The sequence below is a fragment of the Amycolatopsis sp. NPDC051071 genome (assembly GCF_040682875.1).
Lineage (GTDB): Bacteria > Actinomycetota > Actinomycetes > Mycobacteriales > Pseudonocardiaceae > Amycolatopsis.
Genome location: NZ_JBFBBY010000027.1, coordinates 1 through 24,391, shown reverse-complemented (window position 1 = coordinate 24,391; position 24,391 = coordinate 1). Strand labels below are relative to the sequence as shown.

The 24,391-nt window shown below is 67.4% G+C and carries 22 protein-coding genes and 2 tRNA genes; 13 read left to right on the top strand and 11 right to left on the bottom strand.

Translation table 11 applies throughout. The features are described from left to right. Positions 1-45: 45 nt before the first annotated feature. The 3 genes from AB0M65_RS12140 (at position 46) to AB0M65_RS12130 (ending at position 4,236) form a co-directional block, all read left to right on the top strand. Positions 46-516: a hypothetical protein gene (locus AB0M65_RS12140; protein ID WP_364025506.1), complete on the top strand. Its 471-nt coding sequence runs from the start codon at positions 46-48 to the stop codon at positions 514-516. A 44-nt stretch (positions 517-560) separates the two neighbouring features. Further along, the gene (locus AB0M65_RS12135) at positions 561-2,201 is read left to right on the top strand and encodes a trypsin-like serine protease (protein WP_364025503.1); all 1,641 of its coding nucleotides are present in this window, start codon (positions 561-563) and stop codon (positions 2,199-2,201) included. 325 nt (positions 2,202-2,526) lie between these two features. Beyond that, entirely contained in the window at positions 2,527-4,236 is a 1,710-nt protein-coding gene (locus AB0M65_RS12130) for an arabinofuranosyltransferase (RefSeq protein WP_364025500.1), read from the top strand. 265 nt (positions 4,237-4,501) lie between these two features. Here AB0M65_RS12130 and AB0M65_RS12125 read toward each other — a convergent pair. Then, positions 4,502-4,574: transfer RNA gene (locus tag AB0M65_RS12125), tRNA-Lys, on the bottom strand. A 206-nt stretch (positions 4,575-4,780) separates the two neighbouring features. Between AB0M65_RS12125 and AB0M65_RS12120 the strand changes: the two genes are divergently transcribed. Next, a complete protein-coding gene (locus AB0M65_RS12120) occupies positions 4,781-6,001 on the top strand; it encodes an Ig-like domain-containing protein (protein ID WP_364025498.1) in 1,221 nt (406 codons plus the stop codon). A gap of 712 nt (positions 6,002-6,713) precedes the next feature. Here the strand turns inward: AB0M65_RS12120 and AB0M65_RS12115 are convergent. Further along, a tRNA-His gene (locus tag AB0M65_RS12115) sits at positions 6,714-6,789 on the bottom strand. Between the two features lie 78 nt (positions 6,790-6,867). Then, complete coding sequence (orn, locus tag AB0M65_RS12110) at positions 6,868-7,476, bottom strand: oligoribonuclease (protein WP_364025495.1); 609 nt, start codon at positions 7,474-7,476, stop codon at positions 6,868-6,870. A 112-nt stretch (positions 7,477-7,588) separates the two neighbouring features. On the opposite strand from orn, the gene AB0M65_RS12105 reads away from it, so the two are divergent. Both AB0M65_RS12105 and AB0M65_RS12100 read left to right on the top strand, forming a co-directional pair. Continuing rightward, complete coding sequence (locus AB0M65_RS12105) at positions 7,589-9,100, top strand: helicase HerA-like domain-containing protein (RefSeq protein ID WP_364025493.1); 1,512 nt, start codon at positions 7,589-7,591, stop codon at positions 9,098-9,100. A 47-nt stretch (positions 9,101-9,147) separates the two neighbouring features. Beyond that, positions 9,148-9,525 carry a DUF3224 domain-containing protein gene (locus AB0M65_RS12100; protein WP_364025490.1) on the top strand — a complete coding sequence of 126 codons (378 nt, stop codon included), beginning with the start codon at positions 9,148-9,150 and terminating at the stop codon, positions 9,523-9,525. A 102-nt stretch (positions 9,526-9,627) separates the two neighbouring features. On the opposite strand, the gene AB0M65_RS12095 is transcribed toward AB0M65_RS12100, so the two are convergent. The 3 genes from AB0M65_RS12095 to AB0M65_RS12085 form a co-directional block, all read right to left on the bottom strand. Further along, positions 9,628-10,605 carry a trypsin-like peptidase domain-containing protein gene (locus tag AB0M65_RS12095; protein WP_364025487.1) on the bottom strand — a complete coding sequence of 326 codons (978 nt, stop codon included), beginning with the start codon at positions 10,603-10,605 and terminating at the stop codon, positions 9,628-9,630. A gap of 80 nt (positions 10,606-10,685) precedes the next feature. Continuing rightward, positions 10,686-12,014: a M20 family metallopeptidase gene (locus AB0M65_RS12090; RefSeq protein WP_364025485.1), complete on the bottom strand. Its 1,329-nt coding sequence runs from the start codon at positions 12,012-12,014 to the stop codon at positions 10,686-10,688. After that, on the bottom strand, positions 12,011-12,781 hold the full coding sequence (locus tag AB0M65_RS12085) for a methyltransferase domain-containing protein (protein WP_364025482.1): 771 nt from the start codon (positions 12,779-12,781) through the stop codon (positions 12,011-12,013). The genes AB0M65_RS12090 and AB0M65_RS12085 overlap by 4 nt, the downstream gene beginning before the upstream one ends. A gap of 143 nt (positions 12,782-12,924) precedes the next feature. On the opposite strand from AB0M65_RS12085, the gene AB0M65_RS12080 reads away from it, so the two are divergent. From AB0M65_RS12080 to AB0M65_RS12070, 3 genes are all read left to right on the top strand, one after another. Then, entirely contained in the window at positions 12,925-13,827 is a 903-nt protein-coding gene (locus AB0M65_RS12080) for a DNA-3-methyladenine glycosylase 2 family protein (protein WP_364025479.1), read from the top strand. Between the two features lie 75 nt (positions 13,828-13,902). Continuing rightward, positions 13,903-14,616: a M50 family metallopeptidase gene (locus AB0M65_RS12075; RefSeq protein ID WP_364025476.1), complete on the top strand. Its 714-nt coding sequence runs from the start codon at positions 13,903-13,905 to the stop codon at positions 14,614-14,616. A 52-nt stretch (positions 14,617-14,668) separates the two neighbouring features. Beyond that, on the top strand, positions 14,669-15,901 hold the full coding sequence (locus AB0M65_RS12070) for an aldehyde dehydrogenase family protein (RefSeq protein WP_364025473.1): 1,233 nt from the start codon (positions 14,669-14,671) through the stop codon (positions 15,899-15,901). A gap of 270 nt (positions 15,902-16,171) precedes the next feature. Here the strand turns inward: AB0M65_RS12070 and AB0M65_RS12065 are convergent, their stop codons facing one another. The 4 genes from AB0M65_RS12065 to ccrA all read right to left on the bottom strand — a co-directional run bounded on the left by AB0M65_RS12065 (position 16,172) and on the right by ccrA (position 20,443). Further along, entirely contained in the window at positions 16,172-17,335 is a 1,164-nt protein-coding gene (locus AB0M65_RS12065) for an adenylate cyclase regulatory domain-containing protein (protein WP_364025470.1), read from the bottom strand. Then, on the bottom strand, positions 17,335-17,784 hold the full coding sequence (locus tag AB0M65_RS12060) for a universal stress protein (protein WP_364025467.1): 450 nt from the start codon (positions 17,782-17,784) through the stop codon (positions 17,335-17,337). The genes AB0M65_RS12065 and AB0M65_RS12060 overlap by 1 nt, the downstream gene beginning before the upstream one ends. 104 nt (positions 17,785-17,888) lie before the next feature. Further along, on the bottom strand, positions 17,889-18,998 hold the full coding sequence (locus AB0M65_RS12055) for a chromosome segregation protein (RefSeq protein ID WP_364025608.1): 1,110 nt from the start codon (positions 18,996-18,998) through the stop codon (positions 17,889-17,891). A gap of 104 nt (positions 18,999-19,102) precedes the next feature. Next, complete coding sequence (ccrA, locus tag AB0M65_RS12050; RefSeq protein WP_364025464.1) at positions 19,103-20,443, bottom strand: crotonyl-CoA carboxylase/reductase; 1,341 nt, start codon at positions 20,441-20,443, stop codon at positions 19,103-19,105. A 239-nt stretch (positions 20,444-20,682) separates the two neighbouring features. On the opposite strand from ccrA, the gene AB0M65_RS12045 reads away from it, so the two are divergent. Together AB0M65_RS12045 and AB0M65_RS12040 are read left to right on the top strand one after the other, a co-directional pair. Further along, complete coding sequence (locus AB0M65_RS12045; protein WP_364025461.1) at positions 20,683-21,051, top strand: SPW repeat protein; 369 nt, start codon at positions 20,683-20,685, stop codon at positions 21,049-21,051. 15 nt (positions 21,052-21,066) lie between these two features. Further along, positions 21,067-21,630 carry a helix-turn-helix domain-containing protein gene (locus AB0M65_RS12040; protein ID WP_364025458.1) on the top strand — a complete coding sequence of 188 codons (564 nt, stop codon included), beginning with the start codon at positions 21,067-21,069 and terminating at the stop codon, positions 21,628-21,630. Here the strand turns inward: AB0M65_RS12040 and mce are convergent. After that, positions 21,624-22,073 carry a methylmalonyl-CoA epimerase gene (gene mce, locus AB0M65_RS12035; protein ID WP_364025455.1) on the bottom strand — a complete coding sequence of 150 codons (450 nt, stop codon included), beginning with the start codon at positions 22,071-22,073 and terminating at the stop codon, positions 21,624-21,626. The genes AB0M65_RS12040 and mce overlap by 7 nt on opposite strands. Before the next feature lie 131 nt (positions 22,074-22,204). Between mce and AB0M65_RS12030 the strand changes: the two genes are divergently transcribed. Both AB0M65_RS12030 and meaB read left to right on the top strand, forming a co-directional pair. After that, positions 22,205-23,386, top strand: a complete 1,182-nt coding sequence (locus AB0M65_RS12030) for an acetyl-CoA C-acetyltransferase (RefSeq protein ID WP_364025452.1) — start codon at positions 22,205-22,207, stop codon at positions 23,384-23,386. 5 nt (positions 23,387-23,391) lie between these two features. Then, positions 23,392-24,360 (top strand): methylmalonyl Co-A mutase-associated GTPase MeaB, encoded by a 969-nt coding sequence (meaB, locus tag AB0M65_RS12025; RefSeq protein ID WP_364025449.1) that lies wholly within the window; start codon positions 23,392-23,394, stop codon positions 24,358-24,360. Positions 24,361-24,391 lie beyond the last annotated feature (31 nt).

Below are 24,391 nucleotides of genomic sequence, written 5' to 3'. Positions count from 1 at the left end.
GGGAAGATCGGAAGCTTCTTTCCGGTCGGGTAAGGGGCGTCTGAAATGGTGACTGCCGGTACTGTCCTCTGGTTTGGGCAGGAACAAAAGACGCGGTTCGTGGATATCGGTCAATGCGACAGGCTTCCGCGACTAAAGGGCAGCGACGATTTACTGGGTGCCATCGAGCTCGAGATCGATGGTGTCCTGGTGCTCGACCGAGATCTGATCGACAACATTATCGGCATGTGGATAATTGTCGCCAGAATGATTGACGACTACTGTCGGAGAACTGAAGCGAAGAGTGCGATTCCGACTCAGGAAATCTATTTAGCGCTCAAGTCTTTGCCGCGCGGTCGGGTCTTGGTTTCCGTGGAGGGCGGCGGTGACAGGCGGGCCGTCGCTGCAGATGAAGAAGAATTGCTGTTCGCTCTCAGGTTCGCGGGGAACGAATTCTTCGACAAGATGGAAGAGCTGGCCGGGAGGTACTGGCCGGAAGAACGGGCACGCCTTAACGCGGGCTCGGAATTTCAGTAGCCATTGTGCTCGCCACTGCTGTGGTCGGATAATCGAGGGAATGCATGAAGAGATCCAGAACGTTCGCCTTTGCGGCTTTGACCGCGGTTACGTTCGGAGGCGTCGTCACCGCGCCGGCGCAAGCCGTTTCCAGCGGTGCCGCGGCGGCGGACGGGGCCTACGGGTTCACTGCCAAGATCGAGATCGACGGCAGCGCGTGCAGCGGCGCTCTCGTGGCATCGGAATGGATCGTGACCTCCGCGACCTGCTTTCCCGGTAACCCGCAGGGTGGATTGCCCGCCAAGGCGGCCACCGCCATCGTCGGCAGGACTGACCTTTCCGGCACTATCGGAAAGGTCGCCAAGGTGACGAACCTCGTCTCCCACCCGAGCCGCGGGGTGATGCTGGCCAGACTGGACACGGTCATCACCGACATCGCGCCGGTGACGCTAGGCGGTGCGGCCGCGACGGCGGGCGAGAAGCTGCGTCTGGCGGGCTATGGGCGTACCGGCACCGAATGGGTCCCGAACAAGCTTCACTCCGCGTTGTTCACCGTCGGCACGCCGACTGCGGACAGTCTTCCCCTCACCGGCGACAATGGAGCCGACGCGTGCAAGGGCGACGCTGGCGGTCCCGTGTTCCGTGAGACCGCGGGCAAGTTCGAACTCGCCGGTGTGGTGGGTGCATCCTGGCAGCATGGGTGTCTTACCGTGACCGAGCCCCGGCAAGGCACTAACGCGACCCGCACGGACGATCTTGCCGCCTGGATCCGCCAGCAGACCTTCGTCGCGACGGCCAAGGCGGTCGACCACGCGATCACGGTTAAGTGGGCTCCGGTTTTGGGGCAGGGTCAGTTGACGTACCGGATCTACGCGGGGGAGGAGCCCTCGGTTCCGGTGGCTGAAGCTCGCCGCATCGGTTCGACGACGGAAACCAGCTTTACGCACAAGTCGCTGCCCGCAAAGAAGACTTTGTACTACCGGGTCGTCACGACGTTGGCCAATGGAACCGAGTTGGTGTCGGCCCCGGTTTCGGCGACCACGCCGGTCCCCACTGTGAGTGACTTTTCCGGTGACGGTAAGGACGACATCGCGGTCTTCACCCGTACCGACACGGCGGATGTCTTCGCAGCCGTGTCCGATGGCGCCAAATTCGTGGGCAATTCGGTCAAATGGCACGACAGGTTCGCGACGAACAACGAAGTGCCGCTGGCCGGCGACTTCGACGGAGACAGCAAAACGGACATCGTGACCTTCACCCGGGGAACGCTCGGTGATGTGTACGTGGCGTTGTCCGATGGTGGCAAGTTCGTCGGTGACTCGCAGCAGTGGCATGGAGATTTCGCGTTCGGCGAGGAGATTCCCGCGGTCGGTGACTTCGACGGCGATGGCAAGGACGACATCGCGGTCTTCACCCGGGGGACGGGGGCCGATGTCTATGTGGCGAACTCGAATGGTGTGCGGTTTGTCGGAAATGCTGTGAAGTGGCACGACAACTTCGCCTATGGGGCCGAGTTGCCGGCGATCGGTGACTTCACGGGTGACGGCAAGGCCGACATTGTCACTTACACGCGCGGCACGAGAGCGGACGTGTACGTCGGGGCGTCCGATGGAGCGAAATTCGTGGGTACTTCCGCGCTGTGGCATGGCGACTTCGCCTTCGGCGAAGAAGTGACCGCACCAAGGGCCTTCGCACTCGGATTCTGACTGTCCGGCCGGTGCCGGGCAGGGCATAACCGCCCCTCCCCGGCACCGGTCCTTTTCGAGCACACGATAGAGCCGGGCAAGATCGTTAACAGACCTTGCCCAGTCAGGGACAGTGTTGTCGCTTCACAGAACTCTGGCTGATTGTTCGTCTTTTCACTTGCTGAAGAATCAGTTGAGCACAGTTACCGCTGAGTCCGTACCCATGCCTGGCAGACCCAGTGGAATTCGCGTTCGGAGCCGTGTCCGGGTGTGGAACTGGGGTGTCATCGGGGCTATGGTTGTGGTTTTTGTGGTCTTTGTGGTGTTGGCCTGGTAGAGGCGCTGGATGAGTGATGACGGGCTGATCGTGCTGCGGACGGTCCGTCAAATCCTGGCGGGCAATGGCCCGGTCTTCAACATCGGCGAGCGGGTCGAGGGCAACACCAGCACGCTGTGGACGGCGGTGCTCGTGCTGGTCGGCTGGGCGCCCGGAGTCAGCCTCGAGTGGATCGCGGTGATCGTCGGACTGCTGTTCTCGGCGGCTGGTTTGCTCCTCGGCCTCGACGGCGCCCGGCGGATGGCCGGACCCGCCGCGTCCACCTTCGTGTTCCCGGCGGGCGCGCTCGTCGTCTTGGCGTTGCCGCCTTTTCGTGACTTCGCCACCTCCGGCCTGGAGACGGGGCTGATCAGCCTGTGGCTCGGCGGGACCTGGTGGCTCCTGGTGCGCCGCGGGACCGAGCAGCAGCGCGGCCCGCTGTGGTCGACCGCGGTGGTCATCGGGCTGGGCCCGTTCGTGCGTCCGGACCTCGCTCTGTTCACCCAAGCCGCTATGGTCGGGTTGCTGGTGCTCACCTGGCAGGGCTGGCGCCACACGCTGATTCCGGTGGCCGCCGCGGCGGTGCTTCCGGTGCTGTATCAGGTGTTCCGGATGGGCTACTACGGCCTGATCACCCCGAACACGGCGCTCGCAAAGGAAGCCTCAGAAGCGTTGTGGGACAGCGGATGGGCCTATTTCGGCGACTTTACCGATCCGTACTTTCTGTGGATACCGGTGGCCGCGTGCTTGCTCACCGGGTTCGCCCTGCTGTGGCGTAAGACCGTGAGTCGGCGAGTGGTGGTGCTGGTGGCAGTGCCGGTGATCGCGGGCGTCATGCTGGTGGCGTACGTCGTCCGGGTCGGCGGTGACTTCATGCACGGGCGGATGTTGCTTCCCGCAACATTCTGCCTGTTGCTCCCCGTGATGGCGATCAGGGTCACCAAGCTGACGTTCGTGCCCGTCGTCGTTGTCGCTGCCTGGGCCGTCGTCGCCGGCGGCTGGTTGAGAACCCCGTATGCCGGACTCGAGGAACCGATTGACGACCAAGAGGTCATCGCCGACGAGCGCGCCGCCTATGTAGCGGCCAGCGGGACCGAGCACCCGATCCTGGCGCGGGACTTCCGCTTGTTCAAGGGGATGGCCGACGACGCGAATCAGCAGCTCGCCGCACAGCTGAATCCGGTCATCCTTGTGTACGCGTCGTCGACGGGCTGCGTCGCGTATCCCTCGGCGAACGGCCGTGACGTGCTCACCTACTTCAACATCGGCGGCCCCGGCATGCTGTTGCCGCTCGACGTGTGGGTGCGCGACCCGATCGGGCTCGCCAACCCGGTGGCCGCGCACAGCACCACGTGCCAGGGCGACGCATCGGGCACAGCAAATTCGCCGGTTCGGACTGGGAGGTCGCCGGCCTCGGCGCGGAGCCGACGAGGCCGCGGCGGCGCGAGGCCAGTACACGCAGGACGACCTCGACGCGATCCGCACCACGCTCAGCTGCCCGCGCACCAAGGAAATGCTCGACTCCGTCCGCGCGCCGCTGACCTTCGAGCGATTCTGGGCGAACCTGATCCATTCCGTCGGCCGAAGCCGACTGCGCTACGACCGGAACCCCGAGAACGCGCAAACCTGCGGCTGACACTGCTTGCTGAGACTCCGTCTGGCTCAATAGTCGATCACCAACCATCACGAGCGGCGGTGAGACTCACCTCACAAGGCGCTGCTGTGTCGCCTCGCCTGTGAGGACTGGTGGGGTGACACAGCGCACGATCGCGTCGGAGAGGGACGGACGCGGGTTGGACCAACGCTGATGCCGGGATGAAACAGCATCCTGGCCGCTGGACCTTATCGAGACAACAGCGGAGTTGGCCTTCAGAAGCTGAGATCGACAGCTCGGGCTCGTCTCGGGCGCAGATCAGACCACAATGGACAGTGAGGAAGTGGAAGAAATACGTCCAGATAACACAAAACCCCACGTCATCAATGGAGATAACGTGGGGTTTGAGGGTGCGCCATCAGGGACTCGAACCCCGAACCCGCTGGTTAAGAGCCAGCTGCTCTGCCAATTGAGCTAATGGCGCTTGCTTGTTCCCGCCGCTTTGGTGTTGCCCTCGGCGACGTGGAAAACATTAACACAGGGTTGCTGAGCCCGGTTTCAGGGGGGTCACCTTCGCGCACGACGAGGTTCGCCGGGACGTATTGAGCCATCCGGCCGCAGGCGTTGCGGCCGGTCAGGCAGACTATAGCCAGACGTAGGGGTTGGTACCACGCGAAACGGACGGTGTGCATGAGGGTCTGGGGAGCGACGGGGCGGTCGCGGGTGGCGATGGTGACTTTGGTGGCCGGGTTCACACTGGCCGCGTGCACGAGTACACCGTCGGGTGAATCGCCGTCACCGGGTGATGCTCCCGGCGGTTCGCAGCAGAGCAGCGAGGCCGCTCCGGCCCCGAAGGCCGCCGCGGTGAAGCTGACTCCGGCGCAGGGTGCGGCGGATGTCGCACCTGGCGAGCCGGTCACGGTCGCCGTCGCGGACGGCAAGGTGGGCGAGGTCAAACTGGCGGGCGCCGACGGCAAGGTCGTCGCGGGCAAGCCGAAGGAGGACGGTTCCGGCTGGGAGTCGGCGGAACCGCTCGGCTATGGCAAGATCTACACGGTCACCGCGGCCGCGACCGGTACCGACGGCAAGCCGGTCACCGCGACGTCGACGTTCTCCACGGCCAAGCCTGGCCGTCAGATCGGCGTCTCGATCAACCTCGTCGAAGGCGAAACGGTCGGTGTCGGCCTTCCGTTGATCTTCACCTTCACCGCCAACGTGCCGGACAAGGCGGCGACCGAGAAGGCGCTGAAGATCGTCACCGAGCCGCAGGCCGAAGGCGCGTTCCACTGGTTCGGCGAGAAGACCGTGATGTGGCGGCCGAAGGAATACTTCAAGCCGGGCACGAAAATCTCGGTCAATGCGGCCATCTACGGCAAGAACCTCGGCAACAACACCTTCGGCCGCGAGGACAAGCCGGCCAAGGTCGTCGTCGGCGACAAACTGGTCGCGACCGCCGACGGCGGAACGCACCAGATGAAGGTCGTCGTGAACGACCAAGAGGTCAAGCAGATGCCGATCTCGATGGGCAAGGCGTCGAACAGCACCCCGGCCGGGACTTACACGGTGATGAGCGAGCACACCGGGTACACGATGGACTCCAGCACGTACGGCGTCCCGTCGGACAGCAAGTCGGGCTACCGGACGTTCGTGAAGTACGCGGTGCGGATGTCGAACAGCGGCATCTTCTACCACTCGGCGCCGTGGTCGGTGGGCTCGCAGGGCAAGCGGAACGTGAGCCACGGCTGCATCAACCTGTCGACCGAGAACGCGAAGTGGCTCATGGACACTTCGAAGAAGGGCGACATCATCACGGTCGCCAACTCCGGCCCGCAGGTACTGGAGCCGACCGACGGCTGGTCGGTGTGGCAGATGTCGTGGGACGACTGGAAGACCGGCGGGGACCGCAACTGACCCGGGGCCCGCTCCCTGAACGATGTCATGAGGGGTCCCCATAGGACGAAAAGTGTCCTATGGGGACCCCTCATGACGTTCCCAGGGGTCCTCAGCCGATGGGCCCGTTGAAGTACTCCCATTGCGTCTCGCCGCTGGTCTTGTAGCGGCACTTCTGTGTCCGGGTGTCCCAGATCTTCTCCGGATCCCGGCGACACTTCTGGTACTCGAGGTCGGCGAGGTACTTCTGAGACTGGGCTTTCGTGCAGTTCGGGTACCCGGGCTCGCATCGCCACGGTGACTTCCGAGCCGAAGTCGGCGTCGGGCGAGAAGGCGGAGTCACTGTGACGGTCACCGGCGGAGCGGCCGAAGTCGACGGCGGCGCGGTCACGGTCGTTACGGGAGTGGTCGTCACCAAAGGCTCAAATGTGGGCGCGTGCACCGGCGGATCGGCGGTACACGCGGGCGGCCAGCAATCCGAGCCCCGACACCGTCAAGCCCAGCCAACGCCTCATGGCACCCTCCGCGCACAGTTCCCCCTGAACTCGCACGAGCGCCACGTTGTGTTACTCGTGAGTGTTTTGGGTCGTTCTAACGACCCAAAACACTCACGACAACCCAACCACACCCCACCTGACCCTGCCCGCCCACGGCACCGACCCACGGCACGCCCCGAAACACGAAAACCCCAGCCTGTCCAAGGCTCGCAAGAGCCCCGAACAGACTGGGGTAATGGGGTGAGCGACGGGTTTCGAACCCGCGACCTCCTGGACCACAACCAGGTGCTCTACCAGCTGAGCTACGCCCACCATCGCCGGGGCTCGGGAAGCTTCCCATCACCTCGGCCGCACTATATTAGCGTGCCCGTTCGAAGGCCTCGCAACGGGTTACCCGTCGTGGCGTTCCTGCACTTCAGCGGCCGCGGCCTTGGCCTGTTCGGTGGTCGGGCCGGGCTGTGGCACGAAGGCGACGTGGCGGTAGTAGTCGAGTTCGCCGATGGATTCCTTGATGTCGGCGAGGGCGCGGTGGGCGAGACCCTTTTCCGGCTTGGCGTAGTAGATCCGCGGGTACCAGCGGCGGACGAGTTCCTTCACCGACGAGACGTCGACCATGCGGTAGTGCAGGTGGCCGTCGAGGGCGGTCATGTCGCGGGTGATGAAGCCGCGGTCGGTGGCGATGGAGTTGCCCGCGAGCGGGGCGACGTTGGCCTCGGGGACGTGCTCGCGGATGTACTCGAGAACGCGCTGCTCGGCTTCTTCGAGGGTGACGGTGGAGCGTCGGACCTCTTCGGTGAGCCCGGAGCGGGCGTGCATTTCGCGGACGACCTCCGGCATGCCGTCGAGTGTTTCGTCGTCGGTGTGGATGACGATGTCGACGCCTTCGCCGAGGACGTTGAGCTCGGCGTCGGTCACCAGTGCGGCTATTTCGATCAACGCGTCCTTGCCGAGGTCGAGCCCCGTCATCTCGCAGTCGATCCAGACTAGGCGGTCGTTCACCCCGGAACCCTAACCCGACCCGGGGATTCGAGGAGCGCGACGTGCGGGTTCGGCGCGTAACTGGCAGCGTGTGCACCCTCAGGTGAGCCGTATCACAGATCAGGGAGCGACAGTGGCCGAACAGGGTCCAGCCCAGGAGATCGCGCAGGGTTACGTGAGCGAGGGGGCGGCGGTCGAGCTGGGGGCCGTCGTGATCGACGGCGTGGCCGACGCCGGCGCCGCGGTCCGGTTGCCGCTGGCGACGCTGAACCGGCATGGGCTGGTCGCGGGCGCGACCGGTACGGGCAAGACGAAGACGTTGCAGTTGATCGCCGAACAGCTGTCCGCCGCGGGCGTGCCGGTGGTGCTGGCGGATGTGAAGGGCGATCTGTCGGGTCTCGCGGCGCAGGGCGAGAGCAACGACAAGATCACCAAACGCGCGGACGAGCTGGGCGACAAGTGGGAGCCGGCAGCGTTCCCGGTGCGGTTCCTGTCGTTGGGCACGGGTGGCAAGGGCTCGCCGATCCGGGCGACGATCACGAGTTTCGGCCCGATCCTGCTCTCGAAGGTGTTGGGGCTCAACGAAACCCAGGAATCGACACTGGGGCTGATCTTCCACTGGGCCGATCAGCGCGGGCTGGCGCTGCTGGACTCGAAGGACCTCCGGTCGGTCATCGCGCATCTCACCAGTGACGAGGGCAAAGCGGATTTGAAGGGCATCGGCGGCGTCTCGGCGGCGACGGCCGGGGTGATTCTGCGGGCGCTGTCCAATCTGGAGGCTCAGGGCGGCGAGGACTTCTTCGGCGAGCCCGAGCTGGACGTCCACGATCTGATGCGCCAGGTCGACGGCAAGGCCATGGTGACGCTGCTGGAGCTGGACAACCTCCAGTCGAAACCCGCGTTGTTCTCGACGTTCCTGATGTGGCTGCTTGCCGAGCTGTTCGAGGAACTGCCCGAGGAGGGCGACCTCGACAAGCCGAAGCTGGTGTTCTTCTTCGACGAGGCGCATCTGTTGTTCAACGGCGCGTCGAAGGCGTTCCTGGAGCGCATCGAGCAGACCGTGAAGCTGATCCGGTCGAAAGGTGTCGGCGTGTTCTTTTGCACGCAGCTGCCGACGGACATCCCGAACAACGTCCTGTCGCAGCTGGGCGCGCGGGTCCAGCACGCGTTGCGCGCCTTCACTCCCGAGGACCAGGCGGCGCTGACGAAGACGGTGAAGACGTATCCGAAGACGAAGCACTACGAGCTGGACTCCGCGCTGGCGTCGCTCAGCATCGGCGAAGCGATCGTGACCGTGTTGTCAGAGCGGGGTGCGCCGACACCGGTCGCGTGGACCCGGCTGCGTGCGCCGCGGTCGAAGATGGGGTCCATCGGCGCTGAAGCGATCTCCGCGGCGACGACGTCTTCGGATCTGCACGCGAGGTACTCCGAGACGATCGATCGCGAGTCGGCCTACGAGAAGCTGGCCGCGAAGGTGGCCACGCCGCCCGAAGCGCCTGCTCCCGCTCCGCAGCAGGAGAAGGAGGGGCCGGGAATGATCGAACAGGCCATGAAGAACCCGGCGGTGAAGTCGTTCTTCCGCTCGGCGGCGAGCGCGCTCGGCCGTGAGGTCACGCGCGGCCTGTTCGGGAACCGGAGGCGGTGAGGAATACCTGACGCGATCTGTCAGGTATGTCCGGCAAGATCGGTGCCATGACCAACAACGCGACAGCGTCGTTCACCGTGGACGGCTGGGACCCGCAAGCAACCGACAAGGCCGAAGGCACCGAGTTCTCCCGGGTGACCCTCAGCAAGACCTTCGCCGGCGGTGTCGAGGGCACCAGCACCGTGGAGATGCTTACGGCGGTGAACGAGACGTCGTCGGCGTACGTCGCCTTCGAGCGGCTCTCGGTGTCCGTCGACGGGCGTAAGGGCGGCTTCGTACTCCAGCACTCGGCGGGGGAGAACGGCCATCACCTGATCGTCTTGCCGGGCTCCGGTCACGGCGAACTCTCCGGCATCACCGGGACGGCGGAAATCGTCCAGGACGACGAAGGCAACCACACCTTCACCCTCACCTACGAACTCTGAAAGTCCGTGAAAGCCTCCTTCGCTACCCTGAAGGTAGTGAAGGAGGCTTTCACGGACAGTGCCTGCTGGGCCGCCCCCTGACAGCGGTCCAGACGGCCGGGGTCAGCCGACGATCTGCTCGACGATCTTCTTCGCGTCGTTGATGGGAATCGCGAAGCCGATGCCGATGCTGCCGGTGGAGGCCGGGTTGTACAGCGCCGAGTTGATGCCGATGACGTTCCCCTGCGCGTCCACCAGCGCCCCGCCCGAATTGCCCTGGTTGATCGGGGCATCGGTCTGGATCGCGGTGTAGCTCGGCCCCGCCTCGTTCGTGGTCCGGCTGTACGGCGAACGCTTGTCCTGACCGCCACTCAGTTCGTCGAGCTTGCGGTTCAGCGCGCTGACGATCCCGGTGGTCACGGTGTTCTGCAGCCCGCCGGGCGAGCCGATCGCGACGACCTGCTGGCCTGCCACGAGCTTGCTGGAATCGCCGAGCGTGGCCGCTTTCAGCCCGCTCGCGTCCTTCGCCTGGAGGATGGCGATGTCGGCCTTCGTGTCCGCGCCGACCACGCTCGCCTTGTACTGCTTGCCATCCGAAAGCGTGACCGTGACGTCGCCTTCGGCGTCGGCGACCACGTGGGCGTTGGTGAGGATGCGCCCGTCCGCCGTCAGGATGACGCCGGAACCGACGGCCTCACCCTGCGCGGTGGTCACGTTCACCTGGACGACGCTCGGCGTCACCTTGGCGGCGACCCCGCTGACGTCACCCGAAGTGTTGTTCCCGACCAGTTGCCCGTTGGCGACCGCGGACGAACCCGTACCCGACGCCGAAGACGCCGAGTCGAGCCCGACGAGTGCCGCACCGCCGACCCCGCCGATCAGCGCGGCGGCGAGTGCCGTCGCACTGACGAGGACGGCTACCCGGCCGCCCTTCTTACGTGGTGCCGGCGGCGGTGCCATCGTCTGAGCCTGCGGCGGCTGCGGGGTGAAGAGCGGATTCGGCGCGGCCTGCCAAGGGGTGTAGCCGGGGTGCTGCTGCTGGTGCGGCGGCTGGTGCCCACCGGAGGAGGCGGGGCCGGGCCGACTCTCGTTCTCGGTCATGGAACAAGATTCGCGCCCGTACTTGTGAGTTGCCTGTGGAGAACCCCTGGGCTTTGCTGAGAAGAATTACCTGAGAAACCTCAGTCGAAGAACGCCGGGACGTCCAAAGCGCCGCCCGAAGCCTCGAACTCCTCGTGCACGGCCGCGCGAAGTTCCGCGTCCGCCAGGTAGTCGACGGCGGTCATCGCCAGGCCCAGCGCGCCGTCGGCGACCGCGCGGTCACCGTCCGGCGAACCGGCCGCTGCCGCGAACTCCTTGGTGTGCAAGGCGGTCGTCGGCCCCGAGATGGCGATCATCGGATGGATCGCCGGCATCCGGTAGGAAAGGTTGCCGAGGTCGGTCGAACCGGTGAGGAACTCGGGCACGATCCCCGGCGGCAGCGGTTTACGCCCCGCGCCGACCTGATGCACCGACCAGCGTTCGGCGAGTGTGGTGTTGAACCGGATCGGCAGGTACGCGGGCTGCCCGTCCCACCGCAGTTCGACACCGCAGCCGGTCATCTCCGCCGCGCCGCGGGCGGCCGCCGACACCCGCTCGGCGAGGTCGCGCAGGGTGTCCGGCTGCGCGGACCGCAGGTAGAACAGCAGCGCGGCGCGTTCGGGGACGACGTTCGGCCGCGCGCCGCCGTCGGTGAAGACGCCGTGGACGCGGTCGCTGGAGGGCAGATGCTGCCGAAGCGCCGCGACGCCCTGATACGCGGCGACGGCGGCGTCGAGCGCGTTGCGTCCCATGAACGGCTGAGCCGAGGCGTGCGCGCCGACACCGGTGAACACCATTTCGAGCTGGCGCCTGCCGAGGAACGGGTGCATCGCGATGTCGTGGCTGAAGGGATGCAGCATGACGACGGCGTCGACGTCGTCGAAGACGCCCGCGCGGGCCAGGGTTTCCTTGCCGCCACCGCCTTCCTCCGCGGGCGTGCCGATCAGCGAGACCCGGCCGCCGAGCCGTTCGGCGACCGACGCCGCACCGAGGAAGCCGCCCGCGCCCGCGGTGCAGATGACGTTGTGCCCGCAGCCGTGGCCGAGCCCGGGAAGCGCGTCGTATTCGGCGAGTACCGCGATATGCGGGCCGCTTCCGGGAGTACTCGCGACCAAGGCGGTGTCCAGCCCGCCCGCCCCGATCGTCACTTCGTGGCCGTGCCGTTCGAGCAGGTCGCCGAGCGCGCGGACCGAGCGGTGCTCGGCGAAGCCCTCTTCGGGGTGGGCGTGCAGATCTTGGCTCAGTTCCACCAGTTCGGCGGTCAGCGCGCGGATCTCGGCGCCGACGGCGTCCCGTGTGGTGGAATCCGCGCCTTCGTGCGGCGAGCCGAGGGGCTCGGCCGCGGCGACGGCGTCCGCGGTCGCTTCGACCAGCGAACGGAGGTAGCTGTCGTCGGGGAGAATCGGCGAAGCGTGCTCAGAGCGGATCATGGCCGGATGTTAACCGGTAGCTCTCCCGTGACGATTTGGGTGACGCCGGAATACTGCTCCTCCACGTGGTCGAAGCCGCGCCGGAACAACTTCATCGCGATCTCGCCGCGGTCGAACATCCGCTGCCCGCTCAGCCTGCCGAGGACGGTGTCCGCGAGCCGCATCGGCTGATCGCCGTGCCGTGCGCTGGTCAGCATCACCACCGCGCCGCCGGGTTTCAGCACGCGCGCGAACGAATCCAGCGCCGCGTCCGGATTCGCGAACATGTGCAGTGCGGCGAAGCAGCAGACGGCGTCCACAGTGGAATCGGCGAGCGGCAGGTCGACAGCGTCGGCGCGCAGGTAGGTCACCGAAGGCGGGTTCGGGGCGACGAGTGCCTTCTCCAGCATGGAGACCGAACCGTCGAGCCCGATCGACAGCCCGTCCGGGCCGACCGCTTCGCCGAACGCGCGGGTGAACCTGCCGGTGCCGCAGGCGACGTCCAGCGCGACCTTGCCGGGCCGCAGGCCGAGTGCTTCGACGGCGATGCGGACCTCGTCGTCCATGCTCGGCCCGTTGAGTCCTTTCGCGATCCTGCCCAGTGCCGGACGCCAGTAATGCTCGTAGATCATCGGCACGGCGGACGTGCGCATCAACCGCTGCGCGAGTCCGGTCGGCGGGCCTGCCTGCGGGATTTCTCCCAGCAGGTCAAGGAAACCTTCGTTTTTTCCGGCAGGCGCGGAGCCCGGCCGCAGCAGGCTCACGAGACGCTCGCGGTTGTCCGGCATCAGCCTCTCCCTTCACGGTGGTCACCCGAGAATCTGCCATGACCGGCCCGTTCGCGACATTCCCGCCGCCGCGGCCCGAAACTGTCGGTGGCCGTCTCTAACGTCGGAGGGAGTCGCCGTTCCCCAGCCGAAGGAGCACGAAAATGATCGGCTCGATCCTGCAGCACACCGCTTCGACCACCGTCCGCGTCCCGGTACGCGGCCCGTTCGACCTCGATCAGTCCATCCGGTTCCTGACCGGTTTCCCGCCCGCGTGCCGCACGGACGCCGCCGACGAACCCGGCACCCTGCGCCTCGCCTTCCCGGCCGAAGCGGGATGGGAACACGTCGGCGCCGCCGTCAGACAGAGATCGCCCGGCTCCATCGAGGTGGAGATCTTCGCCGGGGAACACCTCGCCGGTGAGGTCGCCGCGCAGGTGCGGCGGATCCTCTCGGTCGACATCGACGGCGTCGGCTACCCCCACGTCGGTACCACGGATCCCGTGGTCCGCCGCCTCCAGCAAGACCTGCCAGGCCTGCGGCCGGTCCTGTTCCACTCGCCGTATGAAGCGGCCTGCTGGGCGATCCTGAGTCACCGGACGCGGATGACGCAGGCCGCCACGGTGAAAAGGCGGTTCGCCGAGGAGCTCGGCAGGCCGGTGGAGGTCGGCGGGCAGGTTCTCATGTCGTTCCCGGCACCGGACGCCGTGGCCGGGCTGGAGGTCCGGCCCGGTGTGCCCGAAGTGAAGGTCGAGAGGCTGCGCGCGGTGGCCAACGCCGCCAAGGACGGTCTGCTCGACGCCGCGTACCTGCGTGCCATGCCGGTGCGGGAAGCGTTGCGGTGGCTGCAACGGCTGCCGGGGATCGGCCCGTTCTCCGCACAGCTGATCCTGATCCGGGGTGCCGGGCATCCGGACGTCTTCCCCGCCGGCGAACCGCGGCTGCAGGAGGCGATGCGGATCGCGTACGACCTGCCGCTGGCCCCGCCGGAGGAGCTGGCTGAGCTCTCCGCGACGTGGCGGCCGTTCCGCAGCTGGGTGGCCTTCGCCCTGCGGAACGACCGGTGAGTCTCGCATGCGGGAGATCGGGGGTTTCATGACCGCCTGACACCGGACGAACGCGGCTTGTGGTGAGCTGGACAGGTGAGCTCGTCTCCCGCCGAAACGGTTTCCGACATCGCCCAGTCCACCCCGCCCGGCACGATCACCTTGGTCACCGGTGGCCTGGCGCTGCTCGTCGTGGTCTCGGGCAGGCCGTGGCGGATCGCCCGCAACCTGATCACGCTCGTCCATGAGGCGGGGCACGCGCTGGCCGCGGTGGTCGTCGGCAGGCGGGTGCAGGGGATCAAACTGCATTCGGACACGTCCGGCGTCACGGTTTCCCGTGGCAAGCCCGAGGGGCCGGGAATGGCGTTCACCGCGCTGGCCGGATACCCGGCCGCCGCGGTGCTCGGACTGGTGTTCGCCGGGTTGCTGTCGTCGGACCTGATCACCATGGTGCTGATCGTGATGGCGCTGATGCTGCTCGGTGTGCTGGTGATGGTGCGCAACACCTATGGCGTGTTCGCGGTGGTCACCAGCTCGGTGGTGCTCGGACTGGTCGCGCTGGTGGCGCCGTCGTGGTTCCAGGCGATCTTCGTCTACCTGCTGACCTGGTTCCTGTTGTTCGGCGGCGTCCGGCCGGTGATCGAGCTGCAGATCAAGCGGCGCCGGGGCGCGGCGAGGGATTCCGACGCCGATCAGCTCGGCAGGCTCACCGCGATGCCCGCGGTGCTGTGGGTGCTGGTCATGGCCGTGCTGACGGTGAGCTGTCTCTTCGCGGGCGGGTTGTGGCTGCTGGAGCCGACCGTCGCCTGACCGGGGCGGTACGGCAGACTGGTGGCTCGTTCCGCGCGGAGGGAGTCACCTGATGGACGAGGTCGCCAAGGCCGTCGAGGAATGCGCTCGATCGGCGAAACGGGCCGCCCCGTCGCTGGCCGCCGCTTCCGCCGAGGCGATCGACGTCGCGCTGAACGCCATGGCGGGCAAGCTGGTCGAGCACGCCGACACGGTGCTCGAAGCCAATCAGGCAGACATCGCCAAGGCGCGCGAAGACGGAATGAGCGCGGGCCTGCTGGACAGGCTCACCATCACTCCCGAGCGGCTGACCGGGATGGCCGAGCAGCTCCGCCTGCTTGCCGGTGCGCCGCACCAGGAACGCTCCGTCGACGTGTCCACTTTGGACGGTGGACTGCGGCTGGTGGAACGCCGCCGCCCGGTCGGCGTGATCGGCGCGAACTACGAGGCGCGCCCGAACGTCACCGTCGACGTCGCCTCACAGCTGGTGAAGTCGCGCAACGGTGGCGTGCTCCGCACCGGCTCGGCCGCGCTCGGCTCGGCCCAGCGCCTGCGCGAGATCGTGATCGCCCCCGCACTCGCCGAGGCGGGCATCGATCCGGCCGTCATCCAGCTGGTGCCGCGTGCCGAACGTGAAGCGGCCTCCGCGCTGGTGCGCCTTCCCGAGCTCGTCCCGCTGGTGATCCTTCGCGGCAGTGGTGACAGCACCCGCGCGCTGGCCACCGAGGCGGCCGTCCACGGCGTCCGCACGCTGGCCCACGCCGACGGCGGCGGAGTCCTGTACATCGACGAAGCGGCCGACACCGGCAAGGTGCGCGACCTGGTCTTCAACAGCCTCGACCGGCTCGGCGTCTGCAACCGCCTGAACCTGCTGCTGATCCACGAAGACGCCCACGACCGGGTCTGGCCCGGCATCGCCAGTGCGCTGGCGGAACGCGGCGTCACGCCTTCGCTCGCTCCGCACGAGCACGCCATCGGCTACGAATGGGCGCTCGACTCCGACCGCGAAGCCACCGTCACCGTCGCGAAGGTCGCGAACCTGCCCGAAGCGGCGGAGATCGCCAACGAGCAAACCTCGGGCCTCGCCGCCGGCATCGCCACCGAATCCAGCGACGCCGCCGACGCGTTCTTCGACGCCTACACCGGCACCGGCGTCTTCTGGAACGCTCCGACCCGGCTGCTCGACGGCTTCAAACTCCTCGCCGTCCCCGAGACCGGCATCAACCTGGACAAGGTCCCCGGCCCGCGCGGCCCGGTCACCTACACCGACCTCTACGTGCGGCAGTACGCCGTGCTGCCCGCCTGACCTCGCGCTGGTTGTGACTGGCGATTAGGGCTTCTAACCCTCATTGCCACTCACGACCCCCTGGACCGTCCACCCACGCCTCACCTCTCAATAACAGGGACTGTCGTGCGGGAGTGTGTGGATCTTGGCTCATCCAACGCGCCGAAACCCACACAGGCACCGAATCACTTTCGCCCTTCGGTCCCAGCGCTCGAATCGCCGTTCACGACCCGGAGGCGATAGCAAAGGTCCCTTGCTCCCGCGACGAGCCGACCGCCCGGCCCGCGTGGCTCAGCGCCGACGTCGCTTCGAGCGAGGCCGTGGCCGCGGAGGCAGCGAGTCCGCAGTGGTGTCCTCGATCTCCTCGGCAAGGTCCTCCGAAGCAGCCGAAGCGGAAGCGGCCTCAGGCGCCAGCCCCAGCATCTCCGCGGCCAACTGCTGCGAAGAAGCGAACATGCCCGAAGGCCGGTCTCGCGCCCGACGCAGCGAGGAAGGGCGTAGGCGGTTGTACCCGCGCACCGACACCGGCCGTCTGGTCCGCACCTCGTACTCGGCGAATGAAGAGAGTTCGGTGGCGAGTTCCTTGTCGATCAGGATGGTGCCTGGCCGGGCGGTCGAGGTGAGGCGGGCGGCGAGGTTCACGACCGAGCCGTAGACGTCGCCGAACCGGCTCAGGATCCGCCCCGACGCGAGGCCGGCACGCACGCCGGGCAGGGTTTCGTCGACGCCGGCGCGTTCGGACAGGGCCAGCGCGATCTCGGCGCCGTCGACGGCGGAGTCGGCGACGAACAGGACCTCGTCACCGATCATTTTCACGATCCGCCCGTGCTGCTCGGCGACCACTTCGGTGGCGACGGATTCGAAGCGATCGAGGACGGCACTCAGCTCGTCTTCGCCGATTTGCCTGGTCAGGCGGGTGTAGCCGACCATGTCCACGAACCCGACGACCTCGGTTCTGGCCTCCAGGTCTTCGTCCGGGGACGCGAACGCCCGTCCGGCGTAGGCCGCGAGGTGCCGCCGCCAGACGAAGTTCTGCACGTTCTCCAGTTCCGGCAGCAGCCGGTCGACGAGCCGCGCGATCTGGCGTTCGCTGGTGCCGATGTCCTTGTTCTCGGTGATCATCGTCCACAGCATGTGGACCTGCCATTCCGCGAGCCGCGAAAGGTGCTGGCCCAGCGCGCGTGTCACCGCCAGCTCGATGCTCGGGTCGATCAGGCCCGAGTTCATCAGCTGGTCGGCGGTGCGGATCGCGTCGATGTCGGCGTCGGTGAAGACGACCTCGTCGTCGTCGACGGTCGCGAAGCCCAGCGCACGCCAAAGCCGCCGAGAGCGTTCTTCGGGAACGCCTGCCTTCTCGGCGACTTCGAGCCGGGTGTACTTGCGTCTGCCGCCGAGCAAGATCCGTTCGAGACGCTGCTGAAGCGCGTCGGGCGCGGGCTCGCCGGAATCGGCCATTACGTGGTGTGAACGATGAGCACGTCCACCCCGGACTTCCGCGCGACCTCGGACGGCACGGAACCCAGGATGCGGCCCGCGAGCGTGTTCAGGCCGCGGTTACCGACCACCAGCAGGTCCGCGGAGCGGTCGGCGACGACCTTGCGCAGTGCGTCGACGGGGTCGCCGACGACGGCGGTGGTCTCGATGTTCTTCGCGCCGGCCTTGGCGGCCCGGTCCCGGGCGGACAGCAGGGTGTCCTCGGCCGGTGCCGAGCCCACGACCTGGTACGCCTCGTCACCGAGGATGTCCTGCGCCTTCTCCACGTCGCCCTTGTTGGCTGGGTAGTAGGCGCACACGACGACCAGGGTCGCTCCGGAGTCGCCGGCGACACCCGCCGCCCGGTCGACCGCGGCGAACGAGGAATCCGAGCCGTCCGTGCCCACGACCACGGTCCGATATGCAGCCATCCGCAACCTCCACCGATCTGTCTGCCGCACCCGCGTGCGAGCAGCGACGATAACCGCTCGCCGACGGACCCGCAGGCCGTCGTGAGCTCGGTCGGGTGAGAAGGTTACTCGCCAGTCGGTTTCCGCGCTGCCGCAGGTCGGGGTGAAGGCTTCGCGCCGGATGTGGCCTTCGGCACATCGGCCGTCCGGAGCTGCACGGTGGCCTCCGCGTCGGGCGACGGCTTGGCCTTCAGATCCGCCGGGACATGCGGTTCGTCGCCGAGCACGTGGGTTGCCTCGCCGAGTGCGGTCCTCGCGGTGCGGACCTGCTCGGCCAGGCTGGCGCGCACCTTGCGGAGTGCTTCGACCCGTTCGGTGGCCTGCGTGATCCGCCGGTTGGACTCCTCGGTGGCCTGCCGGACGCGGCGGCGTGCCTCGTCGGCCGCCTCGGCGAGCCGGGCGTTGGCCTCGGTGATCGAGTCCTGCTTGCGCTTGTTGGCGTCGGCGACGGATTCCCGCTGACGGCGCTCGATGTCGGCCTTGGCCGTCGTCTCCTCTTCGAGAACCTTCGCCCGGATCGTGGCGGCGTCCTCGGTGGCCTCGCGGACCCGGCGGGCGGCCTCGGCCTTGCTCGCGGCTTCCTGTTCGGCCAGCGCGTGCATGGCCTCGGTGCGCCGCGAGGCCATCGCGATCTCGAAGTCCTCTTCGACCTGGGTGCGGCGCTGCTGCGACTCGGCGTCGAGCTTGTCGCGTTCGGCCTTCGCCTTGTCGGTGATGTCCTTGGCCTCGGCGCGTGCCGTCTCCAGTACGCCCCGGTGCTCGGCCTCCATCTCCTTGCGGCGGAGGTCGAGCTCGTTCAGCAGCTGCTCGTAGCGGGCACGCATGGCGCTCGCGTCGGTCTCCGCCTTGGCACGGATGTGCCCGGCTTCGGCTTCGGCACGCGCCTTGGTGTCGGCGGCCTCGTCCTGCGCCAGCCGCAGCATGCGCTGCAGGCGCTCGGAAAGACCCTCGACGCTCGTCGGCGGCTGGGCCAGCCTGTCGACCTGACCACGCAGGTCCGCGATCTCGCCGCGCGCGATCTCCAGCTGCCGTGCCAGGTCGCCCGCCTGTCCGATGGCGGCATCGCGATCGGCGGTGAGCATCTTCAGATCGGCGTCAAGCCGTTCGAGATGTTCGTCGACCTGCACACGGCTGTAACCGCGCTTCGCCACGTCGAAGCCGGCTCCCAGCGGCACTAGCTCCCGTTCCTCGCCAAGGCTCATCCCTCTACCGTAGTCGAGCTGGAGTCACGGAAGGGTGAGCACCCACGGAACACGCGACGAAAGTGCGTTCTGGCGCGCTAAACGTTCCTGAACGCGTTGATCCCGTCGATGTGCTTCGCCCGCAGTTCGTGGTTCCGGACACCCAGACCTTCTTCCGGCGCAAGGGCGAGCACGCCGACCTTGCCCTGATGGGCGTTGCGGTGCACGTCCAGCGCGGCCTGGCCGGTGTCTTCCAGCGAGTAGGTCTTCGACAGCGTCGGGTGGATCAGACCTTTCGAAATCAGCCGGTTCGCCTCCCACGATTCGCGGTAGTTCGCGAAGTGGCTGCCGATGATCCGCTTCAGGTTCATCCACAGGTAGCGGTTGTCGTAGGAGTGCATGAACCCGGACGTCGACGCGCACGTGACGATCGTGCCGCCCTTGCGTGCCGCGTAGACCGAGGCGCCGAAGGTCTCCCGGCCCGGGTGCTCGAAGACGATGTCCGGGTCCTCGCCGCCGGTCAGCTCTCGGATCTTTTTGCCGAACCGCTGCCATTCCTTCGGGTCCTGGTTGTGCTCGTCCTTCCAGAACTTGTAGCCCTCCGCGTTGCGGTCGATGATCAGCTCCGCACCCAGCTTCCGGCAGATCTCCGCCTTTTCGGGACTGGAGACCACGCACACCGGGATCGCGCCGCCGTTGAGCGCGTACTGCGTCGCGTAGGAGCCGAGGCCGCCCGAAGCGCCCCAGATCAGCACGACGTCGCCCTGCTTCATGTCCGCGCCGTTGCGCGAGACGAGCTGCCGGTACGCCGTCGAATTGACCAGTCCGGGGGACGCGGCCTCTTCCCAGGTGAGGTGGCCCGGCTTCGGCATCAGCTGGTTTGCCTTGACCAGCGCGATCTCGGCGAGTCCGCCGAAGTTCGTTTCGAAGCCCCAGATCCGCTGCTCGGTGTCGAGCATCGTGTCGTTGTGCCCGTCCGGGCCTTCGAGTTCCACGTTGAGGCAGTGCGCGACGACCTCGTCGCCCGGCTTCCAGTTGTGCACACCAGGGCCGGTGCGCAGCACGACGCCGGACAGATCCGAGCCGACGACGTGATAGGGCAGGTCATGGCGTTTCGACAGCGGTGAGAGCCGTCCGTAGCGCTCCAGGAACTTGAAGGTCGAGACCGGTTCGAAGATCGAGGTCCAGACGGTGTTGTAGTTGATCGCGCTCGCCATGACCGCGACCAGCGCCTCACCCGGGCCCAATTCGGGCGTGGGGACGTCGTCCACGTGCAGTGACTCGCGCGGATCCTTGTCCCGGCTTTCGAGGCCGTGGAACATGTCGGCCTCGTCCTTGTGCACGGTCACCCCGCGGTAGGTCTCCGGCACGTCGAGCGACGCCACGGCGCCGAGGTCATCGTTCAGAATGGCCTGCTGGATTTCGCCGAGCTGCGTCATCGGAACCTCCGCGAGTGGGGACGGCGTTGGCGCACTGCGCTGATGTGGCCTCACCGGCAACGAGTGGTTCGCCCAAATTACTCACGGGTAACCAGGTCCACAACTGTAGGAGACGTGGGCCACGTACACATCCCGAAGTGTTATCGACGGGTCTTGACCGGCCGGCCAACCAAGCGGATCATCGACCGTGGAGATCTCTCCGACCTGCAGGTTCAGCCGATTTTCGGAGGTGAGCACGCATGAACGAACCCACGACGCGCCCTTGGACCCGTCCCCATGACTGGGCGGAGGTGGTCCTCGGCATCGTCGTCGCGGTTTCACCCCTATGGATGACCACGGACAGCACCGCCCTGTGGACGCTGGTCGTCCTCGGCGCACTGATCGCCCTCGACGGCCTCGCGTCGCTCGCGATGCCTGGCATGGTCTACGGCGAAGGCATCCAGATCGTCCTGGGCGCGCTTCTGTTCATTTCGCCATGGGTGATGGGATACGCCGACTTCATGGGCGCGTCCTGGACCGCTTGGATCGGTGGTGTCCTGACCGTGGTGGCCGGGGCGGCCGCGATGCCGATCGCGCAGGCGACGCACAAGACGGCGGGCCAGCACTGACCCGGAGGAGACCGCGTGAAAGAGGATTCGGCGAAACAGCGCATCCTGCGAGCCGCGGAGGCGCTGTTCGCCGAATCCGGTTTCGACGCCACCCCGACGTCGCGGATCGCGGAGCAGGCCGGCGTCCCCAAAGGCCTGGTGCACTACTACTTCCGGCGTAAGTCGGATCTGCTGGCCGCGCTGATCGCGGAACTGCCGGACGCCCGGATCGAACCGGCCGTCGTGGTGGTCCCCGGCGATCTCGCGGGCAGCCTGCGTGGCCTCGTCGGGGAACTCGACAGGCGGTTCAACCGCTCGCTGGCGTTGTCACACCTGCTGTGGCGCGAGGCCGACACGCATCGCGCGGTCCGCGACGCGCTGGCCGAACGGTTCCAGCAACTCGTCCGCCAGGTGAAGGCGGTGATCGTCGCCGCGACCGGCGGCAAACTCGCGGTCGCCGACGTCGATTCGGCGTCCGGGCTGCTCGCGCGGGCGGTCAGCCACCGGCACGCGACGGCGCGGCACAACGAAGACGGGGACCCCGCGGAGATCGATCGCGAGGTCGCCTTCATCGCGGCGGCACTGACGCGCCGTCAGTGACCGTCCTTCGCGGGCTCGACCAATTCCACGAGCACGCCACCGGCGTCCTTGGGATGCACGAAGTTCACCCGGCTGTTGGAAGTACCGCGTTTGGCCTCGTCGTAGAGCAAGCGGAGGCCCTGCGCGCGCAGGGCGGCCGCGGCGGCGTCCACATCGGACACTCGGTACGCGAGCTGCTGCAGCCCGGGGCCGCCCTTGGCGAGGAACTTGCCGATCGCGGAGTCGTCGCGCAGCGGCGCGAGGAGCTGGATCGCGGTCTCGGTGCCGGCGGTGCCCGGCGCGCGCAACATCGCTTCGCGGACGCCCTGCTCCTCGTTGATCTCCTCGTGCGCCACCTCCAAGCCGAAATGCTCGGCGTGGAAGGCGATCGCGGCGTCGAGGTCGGGGACCGCGATGCCGACGTGGTCGATGGCCGTCACGAACGGTTTCAGCGCCTGGTTCATGCAGAGCAGAATAAGTGCGCGGGCGGGGGAACCGGCGTGCGCCGCCTCACACTGGCTCCATCAAGAGGGCCGTGCCCCGGGTATGGTCGCGAAGACCCCTTTTGCCCTTGCGCCGATGCTTGGAGGACGCCGTGTCCGGTTCCGTGATCCTGGGTGCCGCCCGTACGCCGATCGGGCGTTTGCTCGGTTCGTTGAAGGATTTCTCGGGTGCGCAACTGGGCGGATTCGCGATCAAGGCGGCGCTCGAACAGGCCGGTGTCTCCCCGGACGCGGTCCAGTACACGATTATGGGCCAGGTGCTCACCGCCGGCGCCGGCCAGATCCCGGCCCGCCAGGCCGCGGTCGCCGGTGGTATCCCGATGACCGTCCCCGCGCTGACCATCAACAAGGTCTGCCTCTCGGGTCTTGACGCCATCGCGCTCGCCGACCAGCTCATCCGCGCGGGTGAGTTCGACCTGATCGTCGCGGGTGGCCAGGAGTCGATGACCCAGGCACCGCATCTGCTGCCGAAGTCGCGCGCCGGTTTCAAGTACGGCGACACCACGCTCGTCGACCATATGGCTTACGACGGCCTGTTCTGCGCCTTCGACCAGGTCGCGATGGGCGCGTCGACGGAGAAGTACAACAGCCGTTACGGCATCACCCGTGAGCAGCAGGACGAGTTCTCCGCGCTTTCGCATCAGCGCGCCGCCGCCGCCATCGCGGAGGGCCGCTTCGACGCCGAAATCGCGCCGGTGTCGATCCCGCAGCGCAAGGGTGACCCGGTCGTGTTCTCCAAGGACGAAGGCGTTCGCGCCGACACCACCGCCGGGAGCCTCGCGAAGCTGCGCCCGGCCTTCGCCTCCGACGGCACCATCACCGCCGGTTCGGCGTCGCAGATCTCCGACGGCGCCGCCGCGGTCATCGTGGCCAGCAAGGCGAAGGCCGAGGAACTCGGGCTCACCGCGCTCGCCGAGATCGGCGCGCACGGCGTGGTCTCCGGTCCGGACGCCAGCCTGCACGAGCAGCCGTCGAACGCGATCCTGGCCGCGCTGGCCAAGGAGAAGCTGAGCGTCGACGCGCTCGACCTCATCGAGATCAACGAGGCGTTCGCGGCGGTCGGCCTGGTTTCCAGTGACAAGCTCGGCGTCGGTGCGGACAAGGTCAACGTCGACGGCGGCGCCATCGCGCTCGGTCACCCGATCGGCGCTTCTGGTGCGCGGCTGGCCGTGCACCTGATCCACGAGCTCCGCCGTCGCGGTGGTGGCCTCGGTGCCGCCGCGCTCTGCGGTGGCGGTGGCCAGGGCGACGCGCTCCTGTTCCGCGTCCCGTAAAGCCTTTGCCGGTACAGCTGGACATCGACGAACTGGTCGGTCGCGCGCGGGACGGCGTTCCCCGCGCGATCGCCCGGTTGCTGTCCATGGTCGAGGACGCCCATCCGCGGTTGCCCGAGGTCGCGGCGAAGCTGACGCCGCACACGGGCAAAGCGCGGGTCATCGGCCTGACCGGACCACCCGGTGTCGGTAAGTCGACATCGACGTCCGCGCTGCTCACGGCGTTGCGGGCGGAGGGTTCGCGGGTCGGGGTGCTGGCGATCGACCCGTCGTCGCCGTTTTCCGGCGGCGCGTTGCTCGGCGACCGGATCCGGATGACCGAACATGCCACCGATCCCGGCGTGTTCATCCGCTCGATGGCCACCCGGGGGCATCTCGGCGGCCTGTCGTGGGCGACGCCGCAGGCTGTCCGCGTACTCGACGCGGCCGGATTCGACGTCGTGCTGATCGAGACCGTCGGCGTCGGCCAGTCCGAAGTGGACGTCGTGAAACTGGCCGACACCACCGTGGTCCTGCTCGCACCCGGAATGGGCGACGGGATCCAGGCGGCGAAGGCAGGCGTACTGGAGATCGCGGATGTGTTCGTGGTCAACAAGGCCGACCGCGAGGGCGCCGACGCGACGGTCCACGATCTCAAACAGATGATCTCCTTGGTACGCCGGGAGATTCGCGGCCCGAGCTGGCGTCAGCCGATCGTGCGAACGGTGGCCTCACGCGGTGAGGGCGTCGAAGACGTCGTCCGCGCGCTGGCCGAACACCACGATTGGCTGGTCGAACGGGATGAACTGCCCCGGCGCCGTGCGGCACGGGCGCGGGACGAGGTCGAGGCGATCGCCGTCGGGCGGCTGCGTGCGGAGATCGTCGACCTGCGCCACGGTGACCGGCTCGCCGACCTGGCCGAACGCGTGGTGGCGCGGACGATCGACCCGTTCGCGGCGGCCGCGGAACTGATTTCGGACGTGCGGGGGTCGTGAGTGTTTTGGGTCGTTGATGACCAAACGCGGC

Coding starts and splice junctions, on each gene's coding strand:
- AB0M65_RS12080 (WP_364025479.1), top strand. CDS start 12,925: ATGATCGGCTCGATCCTGCAGCACACCGCTTCGACCACCGTCCGCGTC.
- AB0M65_RS12120 (WP_364025498.1), top strand. CDS start 4,781: ATGAGGGTCTGGGGAGCGACGGGGCGGTCGCGGGTGGCGATGGTGACT.
- mce (WP_364025455.1), bottom strand. CDS start 22,073: ATGAACCAGGCGCTGAAACCGTTCGTGACGGCCATCGACCACGTCGGC.
- AB0M65_RS12045 (WP_364025461.1), top strand. CDS start 20,683: ATGAACGAACCCACGACGCGCCCTTGGACCCGTCCCCATGACTGGGCG.
- AB0M65_RS12070 (WP_364025473.1), top strand. CDS start 14,669: ATGGACGAGGTCGCCAAGGCCGTCGAGGAATGCGCTCGATCGGCGAAA.
- AB0M65_RS12085 (WP_364025482.1), bottom strand. CDS start 12,781: ATGCCGGACAACCGCGAGCGTCTCGTGAGCCTGCTGCGGCCGGGCTCC.
- AB0M65_RS12060 (WP_364025467.1), bottom strand. CDS start 17,784: ATGGCTGCATATCGGACCGTGGTCGTGGGCACGGACGGCTCGGATTCC.
- ccrA (WP_364025464.1), bottom strand. CDS start 20,443: ATGACGCAGCTCGGCGAAATCCAGCAGGCCATTCTGAACGATGACCTC.
- AB0M65_RS12100 (WP_364025490.1), top strand. CDS start 9,148: ATGACCAACAACGCGACAGCGTCGTTCACCGTGGACGGCTGGGACCCG.
- AB0M65_RS12065 (WP_364025470.1), bottom strand. CDS start 17,335: ATGGCCGATTCCGGCGAGCCCGCGCCCGACGCGCTTCAGCAGCGTCTC.
- AB0M65_RS12130 (WP_364025500.1), top strand. CDS start 2,527: ATGAGTGATGACGGGCTGATCGTGCTGCGGACGGTCCGTCAAATCCTG.
- AB0M65_RS12090 (WP_364025485.1), bottom strand. CDS start 12,014: ATGATCCGCTCTGAGCACGCTTCGCCGATTCTCCCCGACGACAGCTAC.
- AB0M65_RS12140 (WP_364025506.1), top strand. CDS start 46: ATGGTGACTGCCGGTACTGTCCTCTGGTTTGGGCAGGAACAAAAGACG.
- AB0M65_RS12095 (WP_364025487.1), bottom strand. CDS start 10,605: ATGACCGAGAACGAGAGTCGGCCCGGCCCCGCCTCCTCCGGTGGGCAC.
- AB0M65_RS12135 (WP_364025503.1), top strand. CDS start 561: ATGAAGAGATCCAGAACGTTCGCCTTTGCGGCTTTGACCGCGGTTACG.